General features: G+C 51.4%; 20 protein-coding genes. 8 read left to right on the top strand and 12 right to left on the bottom strand.

All coding sequences use genetic code 11. From position 1 onward, the window contains the following. Positions 1 to 215: 215 nt before the first annotated feature. The 7 genes from UNDKW_RS11655 to UNDKW_RS11625 are packed head-to-tail and all read right to left on the bottom strand — an operon-like array spanning position 216 to position 5031. Positions 216 to 818, bottom strand: coding sequence for a HupE/UreJ family protein (locus UNDKW_RS11655; protein ID WP_162058822.1), 603 nt, complete (start codon positions 816 to 818; stop codon positions 216 to 218). A gap of 27 nt (positions 819 to 845) precedes the next feature. Beyond that, positions 846 to 1490, bottom strand: coding sequence for an urease accessory protein UreG (gene ureG / locus UNDKW_RS11650; RefSeq protein ID WP_162058821.1), 645 nt, complete (start codon positions 1488 to 1490; stop codon positions 846 to 848). Between the two features lie 24 nt (positions 1491 to 1514). Beyond that, the gene (locus UNDKW_RS11645) at positions 1515 to 2195 is read right to left on the bottom strand and encodes an urease accessory protein UreF (protein ID WP_162058820.1); all 681 of its coding nucleotides are present in this window, start codon (positions 2193 to 2195) and stop codon (positions 1515 to 1517) included. Positions 2196 to 2197: 2 nt separating this feature from the next. After that, positions 2198 to 2716, bottom strand: coding sequence for an urease accessory protein UreE (ureE, locus tag UNDKW_RS11640; RefSeq protein WP_162058819.1), 519 nt, complete (start codon positions 2714 to 2716; stop codon positions 2198 to 2200). Between the two features lie 3 nt (positions 2717 to 2719). After that, the gene (gene ureC, locus UNDKW_RS11635; protein WP_162058818.1) at positions 2720 to 4417 is read right to left on the bottom strand and encodes an urease subunit alpha; all 1698 of its coding nucleotides are present in this window, start codon (positions 4415 to 4417) and stop codon (positions 2720 to 2722) included. Continuing rightward, positions 4414 to 4719 (bottom strand): urease subunit beta, encoded by a 306-nt coding sequence (locus UNDKW_RS11630; protein ID WP_162058817.1) that lies wholly within the window; start codon positions 4717 to 4719, stop codon positions 4414 to 4416. The genes ureC and UNDKW_RS11630 overlap by 4 nt, the downstream gene beginning before the upstream one ends. Positions 4720 to 4728: 9 nt before the next feature. Then, the gene (locus UNDKW_RS11625) at positions 4729 to 5031 is read right to left on the bottom strand and encodes an urease subunit gamma (RefSeq protein ID WP_162058816.1); all 303 of its coding nucleotides are present in this window, start codon (positions 5029 to 5031) and stop codon (positions 4729 to 4731) included. A gap of 289 nt (positions 5032 to 5320) precedes the next feature. Here UNDKW_RS11625 and UNDKW_RS11620 point away from each other — a divergent pair, with 289 nt between their 5' ends. The 7 genes from UNDKW_RS11620 (at position 5321) to UNDKW_RS11590 (ending at position 10750) form a co-directional block, all read left to right on the top strand. Next, positions 5321 to 5761 carry an RNA polymerase sigma factor gene (locus UNDKW_RS11620; RefSeq protein ID WP_162058815.1) on the top strand — a complete coding sequence of 147 codons (441 nt, stop codon included), beginning with the start codon at positions 5321 to 5323 and terminating at the stop codon, positions 5759 to 5761. After that, complete coding sequence (locus tag UNDKW_RS31130) at positions 5758 to 5934, top strand: sigma factor-like helix-turn-helix DNA-binding protein (protein ID WP_162058814.1); 177 nt, start codon at positions 5758 to 5760, stop codon at positions 5932 to 5934. The genes UNDKW_RS11620 and UNDKW_RS31130 overlap by 4 nt, the downstream gene beginning before the upstream one ends. Further along, on the top strand, positions 5931 to 6437 hold the full coding sequence (locus UNDKW_RS11610; RefSeq protein WP_162058813.1) for a hypothetical protein: 507 nt from the start codon (positions 5931 to 5933) through the stop codon (positions 6435 to 6437). Before UNDKW_RS31130 ends, UNDKW_RS11610 begins: the two co-directional genes overlap by 4 nt. Positions 6438 to 6503: 66 nt before the next feature. Further along, positions 6504 to 7721, top strand: coding sequence for a hypothetical protein (locus UNDKW_RS11605; RefSeq protein ID WP_162058812.1), 1218 nt, complete (start codon positions 6504 to 6506; stop codon positions 7719 to 7721). Between the two features lie 103 nt (positions 7722 to 7824). Further along, positions 7825 to 8193 carry a hypothetical protein gene (locus tag UNDKW_RS11600; protein WP_162058811.1) on the top strand — a complete coding sequence of 123 codons (369 nt, stop codon included), beginning with the start codon at positions 7825 to 7827 and terminating at the stop codon, positions 8191 to 8193. A gap of 350 nt (positions 8194 to 8543) precedes the next feature. Next, on the top strand, positions 8544 to 9617 hold the full coding sequence (locus UNDKW_RS11595) for a threonine/serine dehydratase (RefSeq protein WP_162058810.1): 1074 nt from the start codon (positions 8544 to 8546) through the stop codon (positions 9615 to 9617). 188 nt (positions 9618 to 9805) lie between these two features. After that, positions 9806 to 10750 carry a VTT domain-containing protein gene (locus UNDKW_RS11590; protein ID WP_162058809.1) on the top strand — a complete coding sequence of 315 codons (945 nt, stop codon included), beginning with the start codon at positions 9806 to 9808 and terminating at the stop codon, positions 10748 to 10750. A 5-nt stretch (positions 10751 to 10755) separates the two neighbouring features. Here UNDKW_RS11590 and UNDKW_RS11585 read toward each other — a convergent pair whose 3' ends face one another. Beyond that, positions 10756 to 11652, bottom strand: coding sequence for a LysR family transcriptional regulator (locus tag UNDKW_RS11585; RefSeq protein WP_162058808.1), 897 nt, complete (start codon positions 11650 to 11652; stop codon positions 10756 to 10758). Positions 11653 to 11749: 97 nt separating this feature from the next. On the opposite strand from UNDKW_RS11585, the gene UNDKW_RS11580 reads away from it, so the two are divergent. Further along, positions 11750 to 12814 (top strand): NAD(P)H-binding protein, encoded by a 1065-nt coding sequence (locus tag UNDKW_RS11580; RefSeq protein WP_162058807.1) that lies wholly within the window; start codon positions 11750 to 11752, stop codon positions 12812 to 12814. Here the strand turns inward: UNDKW_RS11580 and UNDKW_RS11575 are convergent. From UNDKW_RS11575 to urtC, 4 genes are read right to left on the bottom strand one after another with little or no spacing between them, the layout of a single operon-like run. Then, entirely contained in the window at positions 12758 to 13636 is an 879-nt protein-coding gene (locus UNDKW_RS11575) for an urease accessory protein UreD (protein ID WP_162058806.1), read from the bottom strand. The two genes, UNDKW_RS11580 and UNDKW_RS11575, sit on opposite strands and share 57 nt — an antisense overlap. 28 nt (positions 13637 to 13664) lie before the next feature. Next, complete coding sequence (gene urtE, locus UNDKW_RS11570; RefSeq protein WP_162058805.1) at positions 13665 to 14363, bottom strand: urea ABC transporter ATP-binding subunit UrtE; 699 nt, start codon at positions 14361 to 14363, stop codon at positions 13665 to 13667. 12 nt (positions 14364 to 14375) lie between these two features. Continuing rightward, positions 14376 to 15218 (bottom strand): urea ABC transporter ATP-binding protein UrtD, encoded by an 843-nt coding sequence (urtD, locus tag UNDKW_RS11565; protein WP_162061898.1) that lies wholly within the window; start codon positions 15216 to 15218, stop codon positions 14376 to 14378. Between the two features lie 11 nt (positions 15219 to 15229). Next, the gene (gene urtC / locus UNDKW_RS11560; RefSeq protein ID WP_162058804.1) at positions 15230 to 16339 is read right to left on the bottom strand and encodes an urea ABC transporter permease subunit UrtC; all 1110 of its coding nucleotides are present in this window, start codon (positions 16337 to 16339) and stop codon (positions 15230 to 15232) included. Positions 16340 to 16347 lie beyond the last annotated feature (8 nt).

Genomic DNA, 16347 nt, shown 5'->3' with positions numbered 1-16347 from the left:
ATATAAGCCTTTTGCAAACTTATTTCACGCGTTGCCAGATTGAGCATGACAAAGTGTAAGCCTGCAAAGAGGCCTAGTCTTGATGTTTGTATGCATTTTGAAAGACGAAATCGGCACAGTCGATTATTACTGTGCGACAAGGGGAAACCGGAGCCAGCAAGGAGAAACGTCTCTCCTTGCATGGCAGATAAAATTTAATTAACCATTATTAAATATCAAGCAACTGCTGAAAGGAAAAAAGCACCTGCCAAAGTGATCATCACTCCTGCATACCGTGGCAATGTACTGGTCAGCATCTTTTGAGCCGCATTGCTGGCAAACCAGCCAGCAGCATGAATCAGTGCTGTCGCCAGCACAAAACCGGCACCATACAATACTGCAGATTCATTCGCTGGCATCTCTTGCCCATGTGCATAGCCATGCGCCATGGCAAATACAGACACCACAGCCACTCCCACACTAACAGGCAGCTTGACCGCAAAACTGATCAACAAACCAAGGATAAGCACTGAGGCGGCGATACCATGCTCCACGCCCGGCAAGACTATGCCTGCAAGAGCCAATGCGCCGCCAAAGACCATCATCAAGGGAAAACTGGCTGGTATCAACAAGGCACGCGCATGTTTTTGTTGCGCCGCCCAGATGCCTATTGCCAGCATGGCCAGCAAATGGTCAAGTCCGGTGAAGGGATGGAAAAAACCATCCTGCAAAGCATTCATGGAATGCAGCACACTGTCATGCGCCAAGGCTGGTAATGAAATCATGGCACTACCAAGTGCCGCGACCGTACACAGGCAGCGCAATTTATTAAGTTTCATATTGATCTCCAGATTCCAGATTGAAAATTAGTTGTTGACTTCATCCAGCATGCCTTGCTGGCGAATGAAACTGACTACTGCTTCCAGCCCGTCACCAGTACGCAGATTAGTAAATACAAAGGGGCGTTCGCCACGCATACGCTTGGCGTCTTGCGCCATGATGTCGAGATTGGCCCCCACATGCGGAGCCAGGTCGGTTTTATTGATGATCAGCAGATCAGAGCGTGTAATGCCAGGCCCACCCTTGCGCGGGATTTTCTCGCCACCGGCAACATCGATGACGTAGATGGTCAGGTCTGACAGCTCGGGACTGAAGGTCGCCGCCAGGTTGTCACCGCCAGACTCTACCAAAATCAAATCAAGGTCAGGAAAGTCTGCACTCATGCGGGCTATCGCTTCCAGGTTGATGGAGGCATCTTCGCGTATGGCGGTGTGCGGACAGCCACCTGTTTCCACCCCCATCAAACGTTCTGCGGGCAAGGCATCGGCACGCAAAAGGATTTCCATGTCTTCCTTGGTGTAGATGTCATTGGTGATGACGGCCATTTCATAATGATCACGCATGCTTTTGCACAGCATTTCACAGAGTGCCGTTTTACCGGAGCCAACCGGGCCACCTATGCCTACGCGTAAGGGATTTGGTTCTGGCGAGCTTAAATTTTGGGTGTTCATCTTTTCGTTTCCTGTTTTTAATTTTTATGATCTGTACAGACGGCTGTACTGCACCTCATGCTGCATGGACAGCAAAGACAAGCCTGGTGCCCAGTTCGATAACTGGTCATCTTCCAGTTCTTGCGCCAGCCTCGCTGCTTTTTCCAGCTCGGGTCGCAGCGATAACAGCAAACGTTGTCCTGAAACCTGGCCCAGGGGGATGGATTTCACGCCCACCAACACCTGGTTTTCTGTCCATGAAAACAGCATGCCCAGCAAGACCGATTCTGGCGGCACCTGCAATGCAACTGCTGCGGCTGCCATGGCCGTGGGCAAAGGTAATTCATGCTGTGCCAGCAATATCGCCAGTAGCTCAGCATCTGCAATCTTCAAGTCATTCACCAGCTTGCCCAGCGAATAACCCATCTGTATGCTCTCTGCCCTAAATTCTGCAGTGTCCCTGGCAGCAATGAACAAACCTGTCCAGTGGGATACTGCAGCCAAGTCCCTGCCCTCAAAAGCCTGCAACAAACGCCATAGAACTGGAGCTTCAAAACGCGCCACCACTTCGTGCAGGCAATTGATGATCCATTCCTTTGCTGTGGCTTCGTTGCGTACCAGGTCCTTTTCTATCGCCGCTTCCATCCCTTGCGAATAGCTATAGGCACCAATAGGCAAAGATGGGCTGGCCAGTTGCAAGAGATGGAGTAAGGCTGCAGACTGCATGCTCAAGCCTTGCTGTCTGAAGGACGGTGTATGCGCTGGCGCAAAGGTATTGGTGCCAGTGGATTATGCGGATGTCCTTCATCACCGTCATGATGATGTCCACCACCATAAGCGCCTGATTCCGGCTCAAAACTGGCCTGTTCTTCGGTGACGACTGCCCCTAGCCCCTGCAACATTTCCTTCAACACGGGGTCTTTGCGTATGCGCAAGAAACCATCGCCGACCTGTGCCTGAGTATGCCGGTTACCCAGATGAAAGGCACAGCGCAATAAATTAAAGGCGGTATCACATTCCACTTTGTAGGTTGGTTCAGCAGCCGCAACGACTTCTATCACGCGGCCATCATTACCCAGCATCAGGTCACCATGGCGCATGACCGTGCCGCGCACGGTAAACACGGCCACATCTTCACCACTGACAAGCGTGGCGCGCAGGCGGCTTTTTTCACGTAATTCATACGGCAAGACCAGTTGCCCGGCGATGCTGTCGGCAGTCTCGATTTTTGTTTGTAATGTCAGCATTGTTTAAAATAAGAAATAACGTTGGGCCATAGGCAGGATTTTTGCCGGTTCACACACCAGCAATTCACCATTGGCACGGACTTCATAGGTTTCTGAATCGACTTCCATTTTTGGTGTCAGGCTATTGTGTATCATGTCCTTTTTGCGGATATGGCGCGTGTTCTTGACGGCAATCAGGGTCTTGTTCAGCTTCAGTTGTTCTGCCAGCCCCGCATCCAGCCCCGCCTGCGATACAAAGGTGAACGACTTTTTCAGCCCGCCACCAAAGGCACCAAACATCATGCGGTAATGCACAGGCTGTGGTGTTGGTATCGATGCATTCGGGTCACCCATCTGGGCAGCGGCGATCATGCCACCCTTGATAATCATCGATGGTTTCACGCCAAAGAATGCTGGCTTCCACAAGACGATATCGGCAATCTTGCCCACTTCGAGTGAACCGACAGCATGGGCAATGCCATGAGTCAGCGCCGGGTTGATGGTGTATTTGGCGATATAACGTTTGACACGGAAGTTGTCGTTACGCGCATTGTCTTCCGCCAGCGAGCCGCGCTGTTGCTTCATCTTGTCTGCCGTTTGCCAGGTACGCATGATGACTTCGCCGACACGGCCCATGGCCTGGGAATCGGACGACATCATGGAGATGGCACCGATATCATGCAAAATATCTTCAGCCGCTATGGTTTCGCGTCGTATGCGTGATTCGGCAAAGGCGATGTCTTCGGCAATAGCCGGGTCCAGGTGATGACAGACCATAAGCATGTCGAGATGCTCATCCAGGGTATTGACGGTGTAAGGACGGGTAGGATTGGTGGATGATGGCAGTACATTCGCCTCACCCACTGCCGCAATAATATCTGGCGCATGGCCACCGCCAGCACCTTCGGTATGGAAGGTGTGGATAGTCCTGTCCTTGAATGCGGCCAGGGTGTGCTCCAGGAAGCCGCCTTCATTCAGCGTATCACTGTGGATGGCAACCTGCACATCCATAGCGTCTGCCACAGTCAGGCAATTGTCGATGGCTTGCGGCGTCGTGCCCCAGTCCTCATGCAGTTTCAGGCCGATGGCACCGGCCCTTACCTGCTCTTCCAGCGGTAAAGGCAGGCTGACATTGCCCTTGCCCATGAAACCCAGGTTCATGGGAAACGCATCTGCCGCCATCAACATCGAATGCAAATGCCAGGGGCCAGGTGTACAAGTGGTGGCTGCCGTCCCGGTTGCCGGGCCAGTGCCGCCACCCAGCATGGTGGTGACGCCGCTCATCAACGCTTCTTCAATCTGCTGCGGACAAATAAAATGGATATGTGAATCGATGCCACCAGCGGTCACAATCTTGCCTTCACCTGCAATGATCTCGGTCGCGCCACCAATGGCCATGTCAACGCCAGACTGTATGTCTGGGTTACCTGCCTTGCCTATACAGGCAATCAAACCATTTTTAATGCCAATGTCTGCTTTGACGATACCCCAGTGATCAATGATGACGGCATTGGTGATGACAGTATCCATGACTTCTGCATGTGGTCTTTGCGACTGGCCCATGCCATCGCGTATCACCTTGCCACCGCCAAACTTTACCTCTTCACCATAAATGGCAAAGTCTTTCTCGATTTCTATGAATAGATTGGTATCTGCCAGTCGGATGCGGTCACCCGTAGTTGGCCCAAACATTTCAGCATAGGCATGACGTGTAATTTTCATAGCGCCCCCATGACTTTACCGCTAAAGCCATATACTTTCCGGTCACCCGCCAGGGCCACCAGTTCTATGCTGCGTTGCTGCCCCGGCTCAAAACGGATGGCAGTGCCAGCAGCAATGTTGAGCCGCATGCCATACGCCTGTTGGCGGTCAAATTGCAAGGACGGATTAGTTTCATAAAAATGAAAATGTGAGCCCACCTGTATCGGCCTGTCACCGCTATTGGCCACAGTAATGCTGACCACGGGGCGGCCCACGTTCAATTCGATATCCCCATCTTCTATCAGGGTTTCGCCTGGTATCATGGTTTTCTCCTAAGGAATGGGGTGATGGACGGTAACCAGCTTGCTACCATCCGGGAAAGTTGCTTCAACCTGTATGTCCGGTATCATTTCCGGCACGCCCTCCATGACATCGGCACGGCTGAGTATTTGCGTGCCTTCCGACATCAGTTCAGCCACCGTCTTGCCATCGCGCGCGCCTTCCATGATGGCTGCGGTGATCAGGGCAACTGCTTCAGGATAATTCAGCTTCAGGCCACGCGCCTTGCGTCTTTCTGCCAACAGGGCGGCGGTGAATATCAGCAACTTATCTTTTTCTCTGGGTGTCAGATCCATATCTTCTTTCGCTTATTGTCTGTGCTATCACCAAACTTATTATTTATCGACATTTGCAAAATAACAAGCAAGTCCACTAAGGCGACAGGCCAGTCCTCTAAAAACATTATAAAAAGCAACACAGCAAGTTTTGAACCAAGGGCAAATAGCCTGAATTACCGGAATACGCACCAAACAAAGGCGCAAATTCACCAAGTTAGTGCATTTCATATAAATGCAGATAGCGCGAAAATAATAGGAACTTTCAAAGCATCTCAAGGTAATACCTTAAAACAACCTACAAATAAACGTGGATAACCAAGAGACAGATTCCAGCTTGCTGACACAAATGCGCGACGGTGATGTTGCCGCATTTCAACGTCTGTACCAGCGCCATCAAGGGTCTATTTATCGCTACGCCCTGATGCGATGTGGCCAGAGCGCGCTGGCGGCTGATGTGGTGCAGGATGTTTTCATGGGTTTGCTGAGCAAGTCTTACCGTTATGACGCAGGCTTGGGCAGCTTGCAGAATTTTTTGTTTGGTGTAGCCAGGAATTTATTGTTGAAACAAGACCAGGCAGAACGCCGCCACCAGCCTCTGCCAGCGTTTGGCAAGGAATTTGGTGAAGAAGATGGAGAAGAAGTCTTGATGAGTGAAACAACAGAACCGGCGGACGTCATCTTCCACCAGCAAATGACTGAGCATGTGCGACAAGCCGTCGCGGTACTGCGCCCCATTATCGTGACGTGATTATTTTGTATGAATTGCAGGAACTGTCATACGCAGAGATAGCCGTGATTTGCGACATTGACATAGGAACAGTTCGCTCACGCCTGTCACGGGCGCGGGCCGCGATATTACAGTACAGCGAAAGACTGGGCTGGCGACCCGATGCAGCAGCAAAAACCGGAACACAGAGATGAAAGACCCTATGAATACCCCACAGGATGCCAGCAATGCAGATGCCTTGCTGGACCAGCAGTTCAGCCTCTTGCGCAAAGATTTGCAGGAGCTGGATACGCCAGCGGCGATTGAGCAGACTTTATTGCAAGCTTTCGCCAAGCAACAGGCCAAGGAGAAAAAGCAGGCACGCCGCAGACGCTTGCGTCCGTGGCTGGCAGGTTTGCTGACGCTGAGTGGCAGCTTTGGCCTGGTCATGCTGACGGTCTTGTTCCCTGCATCGCAGCATCCATTGACGCCGGATAGCACCACTGTTTCAGGTACAGAGCTTCCCCCTTTCGTCGCTCTGGTACCGCTGGAGCGCCTGAATAATGAAACGCCAAGCTTGCTGGAAGCAGAAGTCCCGGCAGCCTGGCTCGCCAGCCTGGGTATGCCAGTCTCGCCAGAAATAGCCGGTGACATGGTGCAAGCGCAAATGCTGGTCGCTGCAGATGGCGAGCCATTAGCCATGCGACTCCTGAAATAAGCAATTAGCTACTCAATAACTAAGCAGCATCGAAAAACAAAATTGACACACAGAAAAGGACGCATCATGAAAACCAAACTGCCACTCTTCATATTGTTAAGCTCTGCCTGGGCAATGGCACATGCCAATACAGACAGTGACACTGCAAATCCAGCCGAAGAAAAACCTGTGCGTCGCCACGTGGAAATCATACAAGTGCCTGCGATTCCACCGCTGCCGCCCATTCCACCCATGCCCGCGATCTCACCTATGCCACCCGTGCCACCTCTGCTGGCACTGGCAGACATACCCGATACAAAAAACCTCAGCAGGATAGTCTCCGACGCCATGAGCCAGGCATTTGTCAGCATGCAAGGCATGCACAGTATCCGGCCAATAAAAAATGCGCCGTACAGCGCAGAAATCGTCACAGAAAAAACCCAGACCCTGGCTGATGGCAACCAGATCAGCAACAAAACCACTAGCTTGAACTACAGGGATGCAGCTGGCCGCACCCGTCAAGAGATCCGCGACAGCAAGGGCAATGTCCAGCACATCGTCATCGTTGATCCGGTTGAAAACCTGCGCTACATACTCATGCCAGAAAAAAAGACGGCAACAAAAATGCATATGGGTAAAGACCTGGATGAAAAAATGGCGAGTGCCAGAGAGAAGCTTGATGCCGCCAAAGAAAAGCTGGACAAGCTGAAACAGGAAGGCAAAACAGTCAGCGTAGAAACCCAGCGCAACGGTGACGAAGTCATCGTCAAACGTATAGAACGCAAAACCAGCGGCGACAAGGCAGAAGGCAGCAAAGACGTGCGCGAAGAAGTCCAGGTCAGGGTCATCCGTGCAGGTAACGCCAGCGACATGCCTGCCCTGCATACCAGCCTGAGCACAACATCAGGCAATTTCACCAGTCTCATGGCCTTGAGTCCCATGTCCATGGCATTCCTGGATAATCGCTGGACAGCAAAAGGCAATACCAAAGACCTGGGTAGCCGTGACATTGATGGGGTACGCGCAGAAGGCAAAATGCGCTCCTACCAGATCCCGGCTGGCGAAGTCGGCAATAAAAACCCGATTACCGTCAGCTCAGAAAGCTGGTATTCACCAGAACTGCAAATGACCGTCTACGCAAAACAGACGGACCCACGTACAGGTGAATGGAATTACAAGCTGAATAATTTGAAACGCACTGAACCGCCGGCGAATTTATTTGCGGTACCAGAGGGCTATACTGTGAAAGAGATGCCTGCAACACCAAAAATTGTTGTTGAGAGGCGTGAGGAAAAGAAACCTTGAATTGAATAATTGGTTTTTCATATAATTTGACGATGACCGAAGTTAAATTCTGGCATCGTCAGATCACATTTGCTTATATATATAAAACCAACAGACAGAAAATATGAGCATAGAGCTAATTATCGAAAGACGGGATAGATTGACAGCACCGATCTCCATCGAAGAATGGTTGCAGTTCGTTGCAACACAAGCAGACCTTAGATTCCGAACTGAGGCGCACATCGGAGTCAATCCAATAAATGCATCAAAAATAAGTGTTTTTGCTGGCGATGGAGAAGTTGAAATTCTGGTCAAGGACAGGTGGCTTCCTTTTTTCCGACACAATAGAGGAAAGCTAATCACCAAATATCAAGAGAACTTCGAGGACCCATTGAATGAAGTTCGAATTAAAATTATTGGCGTCGCTAAGGCCATGAACGCAGTTATCAGAACTGATGCTGACGATGAAATTTTAAATTGGATACCTCTGTGAATCGTCGTCTTGCAAATCCTTGCGAGATGAATTTGTAAAAATACCCTCTTGCCATCGCTAGCAAGATCGGTTACAGTTTTCCCATGCACGCAATTACCCGTCCCCTGCTGAACACGAACTTATGCGCAATTAATGCCGCATCTGCTGTCGTGCACGCGATTGCGCTGCCTGCTGCCTCCATCTGCGACATTTCCATTATTCGAATTATCCGGGGTCGTTAAGCTACGGCGTATGCCGGTGCCTGGCGGCCCTTCAGCTCATCCTATTCTGATGTCCTGAGCGCTATTGTTGTAACTATTGCGCCCAAGCCTTCTTTGATTTTTTCTGCTGATTTTTATTCTGGAGTTTTTATGTCCCATGTCGCCACAGACAGACCTGTGCACTCCCCTGCGTCCTTATCGTCCACCTTATTGAGTGCAGGTTTTCCTTATCCTTCGCTGGCAGATATCCGCAAGACTGCAGCCGAGTTGTCGCAACAGGTTTTACATACCCCTGTCTGGCATTGGCAAACCGGGTCTGCGCTGGACAAGCTGGAACCAGATACCGAGGTCTGGCTGAAGCTGGAGCTGTTTCAAAAAACCGGTACATTCAAATTGCGAGGCGCTTTGAATTGCATTTCTGCGCTGGATGAAGCTGCGCGAGAGCGTGGTGTGGTAGCTGTCAGTGCAGGCAATCATGCAATGGCGGTTGCTTATGCGGCCAAGCTGGCGGGAGTGTCTTGCAAAGTGGTGTTGCCACGTCATGCCAGCCCTACCCGCATCAAGGCCTGCCGACAGGATGGAGCAGAAGTAAAACTGGAAGCAGATATGCATAAGGCATTCGCACTTGGACAACGCATCGTTGAAGAAGAGCAGCGCACCATGATACACCCTTATGATGGACCACTGACCGCATTGGGTACAGCAACCGTAGGTTTGGAGTTGATGCAGCAAGTGGTGCAACTGGATGCCGTGATCGTGCCTATCGGTGGTGGTGGTCTATGTGGCGGCATTGCTTCTGCCGTCAAACAACTGGCACCGCATTGTGCCGTCTATGGAGTTGAACCCTATGGCGCAGATGCCATGTACCGCAGTTTCCAGTCTGGTCAGCCAGAGAAGTTAAAGGAAGTCGACAGCATAGCCGACAGCCTGTGCGCGCCTTATGCGATGGAATATAGTTTCAGGGTATGCCAGCGCTTTGTGGACGAGATTGTCAGGGTCAGTGACGATGAAATCTGTACAGCCATGTCGGACTTGTATCACGACGTCAAGCTGGTGGCTGAACCTGCTGCCGCGGTTGCCACGGCAGGCTTGTTTGGCCCCTTGCGCCAAAGACTTGCTGGCAAACGGGTCGCTGTGATCGTTTGTGGCTCCAATGTCGATCCTGCCAGATATGCTGAATTACTTGCCAGGGCAGTATCGTCAGCGCATGGGCTGGCTGCCTGATCTGAGAATCTGGACTACAGTTGGAAAGTAACTGCTCAGTTTGCAACAGGCTTCACACGTATGATATGCAAAGCCTTGCAATGCCCTACAATAGGGGTTAAATCAGGCATAAACATATACGGATTTTACTTTTACCGTTCCATGCCTGTTCACTGCATGATTACTCATGATTACTAACGGAATTACATATGCAACAAGGCTGGCTGGCAGATTTTTTTCGCCAAAACGATAGTTTGATGGTGTTTGTCAATGTCCTGTTGCAGCAACTGGGCTTGCCTGTGCCAGCAGTACCGACCATGATGTTCAATGCCAGCCAGGCCACACAGTCCGGGCAATTGCTTGTTTTGTTGATGGCAGCAGTAGCCGCTTCGCTGATTGCCGACCTGATCTGGTATCAGGCAGGCAAGAAATTTGGCTATAGCGTACTGAAGTTTTTATGCAAGATGTCGATTAACCCTGGGTCTTGCGTGAACCAGACCGAAGCACGTTTCCTGCGCTGGGGCGTATGGTCGCTGGTCGTGGGTAAATTCATCCCCGGCTTTTCTACCGTGGCACCGCCGGTAGCTGGTGCTTTGGGTATGCCACGTACTTCTTTTATGTTGGCTTCTGCCGCAGGTGCTGCTTTATGGGCTGGACTGGCCCTGTTGGCGGGCTTTGCCTTGCAGGCGCAAATTGAAGCAGGCCTGGTGTTTTTGTCGGCGCAGGGTATACGTATTGCGGCTATCTTCATTGCCCTGGTATTGAGCTGGCTGGCCTGGAAATTCTGGCAAAAGAAACGCTTTGAAAAGCTCGCGTCCATTCCTCATTTCAGTGCAACTGAGATGTCAGACACACTGAGGACCAGCGCCCTGCCCCATATTATCGACTTGCGCAGCCCGGCACTGATTGCAGAAACAGGTACCATACCCCATGCCATGGTCAGCGAGGTGAAGCAAGTTGGCAATGCGGCCCAACATTGGCCGCAGCATGAAATGATCATCACGATATGTGCCTGTCCTGGCGATGCTGGTGCCGTGCATGCAGCTCACACCCTCAGGCAATTGGGGTTTAAAGATGTCCGGCCTTTTGCGGGCGGTTTTGATGCTTGGCAGGAATTATCCACCGTACACCCACACTTGTTGATCAAAACTTGAGCACTTCACACCTGTTGTAGCAAGGCTTGTAGTTCTTTAACCAAATGATCAAAGGTAGTCCGGTATCGCTGGCTGGACCGCAAGTCTTCATGCATGACTACCCAGACAGGCAAATCGATTTGGAGTTCATCAGCCAATACACGCTGCAGATAGGAATGCTGCTGAGCGAGCCCGACCTGACAAATTCCTATTCCATAGCCTTTACGTATGGCAGCAAACTGCACCAGATCACTATCGGCACCTAAGGCAAAGTCAGCACCTTGCAACTGCGGGTAACGTTTTTGCAAAGCCCTGATATAGGGAAATTCGCGGTCAAAGCCGATCACGCTATGCTGTTTCAACGCCGACATGTCGGATGGTACGCCGTGGCGTGACAGATAATCGACATGTGCGAAGAATCCTAGCGTTACATTGCCCGTGCGGCGCGCGATCAATGCATCTTGCAAAGGCTCAGTCATGCGAATGGCAATGTCCGCATCGCGTTTAAGCAAATCCTGGGTGTGGTTGGATATTTGTAGTTCGATGCTCAACTCCGGACAATTTTGCCGCAAACCTGCCAGCATACCCGGCAATATCTCTACCCCCATGACTTCTGATGCGGTAATGCGCACTTTACCCCTTACCTCATTTGCTTCCGCAGAGACACTGCGCAACAAGGCGCTTTCGGTGGCCCGCAAGCTTTCTGCATAAGGTTTCATAGCCAGCGCGGCAATGGTAGGCGACAGGCCGGACTGATTGCGGACAAACAGACTCGTACCCAAGGCCTGTTCCAGTGCCTCGATATGCCGCCCTACTGTCGGCTGCGTCAAACCCAGCGCACGGGCAGCGCCTGATAACGAACCTTCTTCCAGCACTGCCAGCGCAGTGCGGTAGTAGTCCCAGTGAATATTTTTGTCATCCATACAGAAATGTATATCACCTATGCAGTTTTAGAGAATTGTATATAGCCTGGCAAAGATACACAATGGCTACATCAACCAAACATTAAGGAATAACAAAATGAATCAGCAAACATTCAGCAATAAAGTAAATGCACAAATCAATAAGCAAGCCCTGGTATTGGGCGCAACTGGCGGCGTAGGTGGTGAAGTGGCACGCTTGCTGATGCAACGCGGCTGGCAGGTCACTACCTTGCATCGCAATCCTGATCAGGTGAAAGATAAAACAGCAGCCCATATCTGGATGAAAGGTGATGTCATGGTGCAGGATGACGTGGTGCAAGCTGCAGCAGGAAAGTCTGTCATCGTCCACGCTGTCAACCCGCCTGGCTATCGTGACTGGGAAAAACTCGTGCTGCCCATGATAGACAACACGGTCGCAGCAGCCCAGGCCAGCGGCGCACGCATACTGCTGCCAGGTACTGTATATAATTTTGGTCCGGATGCCTTCCCGCTGATTGCAGAAAATGCGTCACAGTTCCCTATCACCAAGAAAGGTAAAATCCGGGTAGAGATGGAACACCGTCTGCGTCTGGCTGCCAGCAAAGGCGTCAAATCTCTCATCGTCAGGGCTGGTGATTTCTTTGGTCCCAAGGCAGCCAACAACTGGTTTTCACAAGGGCTGGTAACACCAGGCCAGCCAGTGAGTGTAGTGCGTTACCCTGGCAGTGCTGGCGTTGGCCATCAATGGGCTTACTTACCGGATGTAGCAGAAACCATGGTGCGTCTGCTGGAACGTGAAAATGAACTGGGTAATTTTGCCCGCTTCCATATGGAAGGCCATTGGGATCATGATGGTAAGCAAATGGTTGCCTCAATTGGTCGCGTGACTGCACAGCCTGCATTGAAGGCTAGCTGGTTCCCATGGCCTGTGTTCACTCTGCTGTCACCTTTCAAGCAAACTTTGAAGGAAATGTTGGAAATGCGTTACCTGTGGCGCACTGAAGTCAAAATGTCGAACCAGGCTTTGGTAGACTTTTTGGGTGAAGAACCACGTACACCTCTGGATGTGGCTGTTCGTTCCAGCCTGGCAGGCCTGGGCTGCATCAAACGTAACGCAGGTTACGAATCAGGTGTTCCAGATGCGCGGAATTTTGGCATCACGCCCAATCACGACAGGGCGTAAATGCTGCCACACCAACTGCATCCAAAGCCGGGCAACTTCACTGGAGTTGCCCAGGTAGCGCGCGACAATGACAGACTTCATTTGCGTGACGCCACGCAAGGCGTCCGCTTCACGGTCAGACAAAAAGGCCGATGTTTGTTCACGCAATGCCTGCAATTGATCGCCAGACAGCATGGCACCTGAAGCCAGCACCATCGCCGACACTGATTTGCCATTCAAACCCAGCGGACTTTGCATGGCAGGGCTGCCACCTTGCAAACTGCCCTGTTCATGCCAGATCATCTTATCTTCACGATAGATGCTGCAATGCTGTTTGATCCGGCCACTGTTATAGGTTTCGCTAGAGGCAGTGCGGCCAAAGCAAAAAATATCAGCCGCAATCAATCTAGCATCTGCGGCAAGGTGTATGGTCTGGTGCAAATCGACACAAGCATCGTCAAAAAAAATGGTTTCTTGCGGCAGCCATTCCAGCCTGGCACCTGCATCGAGTTTGAGATTGATATGTTGTGCTGATACATATCCATTACTGCGATACCATTTCGCCGCACCTGGTGTCGTCACCAGTGCATGCGTGTCAGCCGCCAGCTTCACATCTATCTTTAACTGGTCGCCACCGACTACTCCACCTGGGGGATGAATGATGATGGCATGGCAAACCTCATCCCCTTCAGGATACAAAGGCTTTTGTACACGCAGGGGGCCATTGTGCTTACGTTCCGTCAGGCGCGTGACATCGCCATCCTTGCTAAAGCCCAGTTGCAGGCTGGCTTGCCAGTGTGATTTTGTAGCGCTTGGGGGTAATGCCGGACTGCAGACATCCATATTCAGCTAGCGATAGGTAAAGACTGCACTATACCGCCAGATGCCGCTTGACGTCATCCCCATCCATCAATTCTTGGCCGCCATAGGCCACCACTTCACCGCGCGACAGCACGACAAAATGATCTGCCAGTTCACGGGCGAAATCGAAATACTGCTCGCATAGCAAGATGCCTATGTCGCCTCGCTCACGCAGCAGGCGGATGACGCGGCCTATATCCTTGATAATGGACGGTTGTATGCCTTCAGTAGGTTCATCGAGGATGATGAGCTTGGGTTCTGCCAGCAAGGCGCGGGCAATGGCGAGCTGTTGCTGCTGGCCGCCAGATAAATCACCGCCACGCCTGTGCAGCATTTCTTTCAATACCGGAAAAAGCTGATATACCTCATCCTTGATTTTGCCAGCCTTGCGTGCAGGCAGGCTGGCCATGCCCATGAGCAGGTTTTCTTCTACGGTAAGACGGGCAAAAATCTCACGCCCTTGTGGCACATAAGCGATCCCTGCCCTGGCTCTGTCATGCGGCGAGAGTTTGTTGATGTCGCGGCCCTCAAAGCTGACCGTACCTTCGGTAACTGGCAAAACACCCATCAGGCATTTCAGCAAGCTGGTCTTGCCGACGCCATTACGGCCCAGCAAAGCCATACACTCGCCTTTTTTGAGTGACAGTGAAATACCACGCAAGGTGTGGCTGGATCCATAATGCTGATGTAGTTGTTTGACTTCAAGCATGCTTGGCTTTCATTAACGTCCCAGATAGACTTCAATCACGCGTTCATCGGCTTGCACCTGCGCCATTGTGCCTTCGGCAAGTACAGATCCCTCATGCAATACCGTGACTTTGCCCTGCTGCGCAATTTCAGTGACGAAACCCATATCGTGTTCGACCACCATGATGGAATGTTTGCCACGCAGTTCATTGAGTAATTCAGCAGTGCGTGCAGTCTCTGCATCTGACATGCCAGCCACTGGCTCATCGAGCAAAATCAATTGCGGTTCCTGTATCAGCAGCATGCCTATCTCCAGCCACTGCTTTTGGCCATGCGATAACAAGCCAGCCTGCCTTTGTTCTTGCCCATTCAGGCGTATCAATTGCAGGATGGCGGCTATCTTGTCTTTTTGTTCACTGTTCAAGCGGGCAAACAGGGTGGTCTTGACGCGCTTGTCCATTTTCATGGCCAGTTCAAGATTCTCAAATACGCTGTGCTGCTCAAACACTGTCGGGCGTTGGAACTTGCGGCCTATGCCAGCATAGGCGATATCGACTTCGCTCATGCGCGTCAGGTCCATGGTCTGCCCGAAGAATGCGGTGCCGGATGTGGGTCGGGTTTTACCGGTGATCACATCCATCATCGTAGTTTTACCCGCGCCATTGGGGCCGATAATGCAACGTAGTTCCCCCACCGATATATCCAGGTTCAGATTATTAATGGCCTTGAAACCGTCAAAGGAAACGACGATGTCTTCCAGATAAAGGATAGCGCCGTGGGTGGTATCCACTCCTTCCTGTTTGATACGGCCATAAGACACACCCTGGTCACCAGTAGCACTCTCGTATTGCTGCCCTGGTCGCAAGACGCCACTCATCATGTAAGAGGTCATGCTGGCTCCCGCTGTTTTTTGAATTTACTCACCAGACCCAGGACACCCTGTTGCATGAACAAGGTCACCAGTATGAACAGCAAACCCAGGGCATACAGCCACAAATCCGGGAAAGCGGCAGTGAACCAGCTCTTCAGGCCATTCACGGTAAAGGCACCAATAATAGGCCCGAGCAAAGTACCGCGCCCGCCAACTGCGGCCCAGATCACCATTTCTATGGAATTGGCTGGCGACATTTCAGAGGGGTTGATGATGCCCACCTGTGGCACATACAGGGCACCGGCAATACCGCAAATTATGGCGGACAAGGTCCAGACAAACAGCTTGAACCACAAGGGGTTGTAGCCGATGAACATCAGTCGCGATTCTGAATCACGCACAGCTTGCAGCACGCGCCCCAACTTGGAAGTGACTATCCAGCGGCACAGGAACAAAGCCGACAGCAAAATCACCAAGGTGATAAGGTACAGCGCGGCCTTGGTACCAGGAGCAGTGATGGTAAAACCCAGAATACGCTTGAAGTCAGTAAAGCCATTATTACCGCCAAAGCCGGTGTTATTACGGAAGAACAGCAGCATGAAGGCAAATGTCATCGCCTGGGTGATGATGGAGAAATACACACCCTTGATGCGTGAGCGAAAAGCAAAAAAACCAAAAATAAAGGCCAGCACACCAGGCACCAGTATCACCAGCGCCATGCAATACCAAAAGCTGTCGGTCATGGCCCAGTACCAGGGATAGGTTTTCCAATCCAGGAAAACCATGAAGTCTGGCAGATTGCTTTGATAGACACCATCACGGCCAATCGCACGCATCAGATACATGCCATGTGCATAGGCGCCCAGCGCAAAAAATACGCCATGCCCCAGAGACAAAATCCCGGTATAACCCCATACCAGATCAAGTGCCAGCGCAGCCAGGGCATAGCACATGAACTTGCCAACCAGGGCTATCGTGTAGCTGGAAATATGCAGGGCATGGCCAGCGGGGAAACTCAGGTTAAGGATAGGCAGCAATACTGCGATCACAGCACACACCAATATGCCTGTCCATGCAGGCTTGGAAAACAGCCCCTTTGCAGTTGCAAACGCTGTAGTTGTAGTCATAGTCGCAC

Origin of the sequence: Undibacterium sp. KW1, assembly GCF_009937955.1 — a bacterium.
GTDB lineage: Bacteria > Pseudomonadota > Gammaproteobacteria > Burkholderiales > Burkholderiaceae_D > Undibacterium.
Note: the sequence above shows the minus strand (reverse complement) of the source record. Positions and strands in the feature narration are given on the sequence as shown.